General features: G+C 66.8%; 1 protein-coding gene. It reads left to right on the top strand.

The window, feature by feature from the left end:
* On the top strand, positions 1 to 669 hold a 669-nt coding region (locus tag KVP70_RS33135; RefSeq protein WP_229225264.1), incomplete at both ends, for a condensation domain-containing protein.

Raw genomic sequence — 669 nt, 5'->3', positions numbered from 1 at the left:
GGAGATCGACGGCATCGTCGCGGCGGTGCCGGGCGGCGCCGCCAATATCCAGGACATCTATCCGCTGGCGCCCTTGCAGGAAGGGATCTTGTTCCACCACATGATGCAGGGCGAGGGCGACGCCTACATCATGCCGACGCTGATCGAGTTCGATACGCGGGCACGCCTGGACGGCTTCCTGGCGAGCCTGCAAGCGGTGATCGACCGCCACGACATCCTGCGCACTGGCGTGCTGTGGGAAGGCCTGGCCGAACCGGTGCAGGTGGTGCTACGTTCGGCGTGCATGCTGGTCGAGGAGATCGATCTGGCGCCGGCCGACGGCGAGATCGCCGCGCAGCTGGGCGGCCGCTACGACCCGCACCACTACCGTATCGACGTGCGCCAGGCGCCGCTGTTGCGCGCCTTCCTGTGCGAGGACCGCGCCAACGGACGCTGGCTGTTGCAACTGCTGACGCATCACCTGGCGATCGACCATACCACGCTGGAAATCCTGGTCTCTGAAATCCACGCCGTCCAGCTGGGCCGCGAGGCCGAGCTGCCAAGGGCGCTGCCGTTCCGTAACTTCATCGCCCAGGCGCGCCTGGGCGTGAGCCGCGCCGAGCATGAGGCTTTCTTCACGCAGATGCTGTCCGATATCGACGAGCCGACGCTGCCATACGGCCTGCTGGA

It is taken from the genome of Duganella violaceipulchra, from assembly GCF_019166075.1.
Lineage (GTDB): Bacteria > Pseudomonadota > Gammaproteobacteria > Burkholderiales > Burkholderiaceae_D > Rugamonas > Rugamonas violaceipulchra.
The sequence above is the reverse complement of the archived record's forward strand: the minus strand, read 5'-3'. Positions and strand labels throughout refer to the sequence as shown.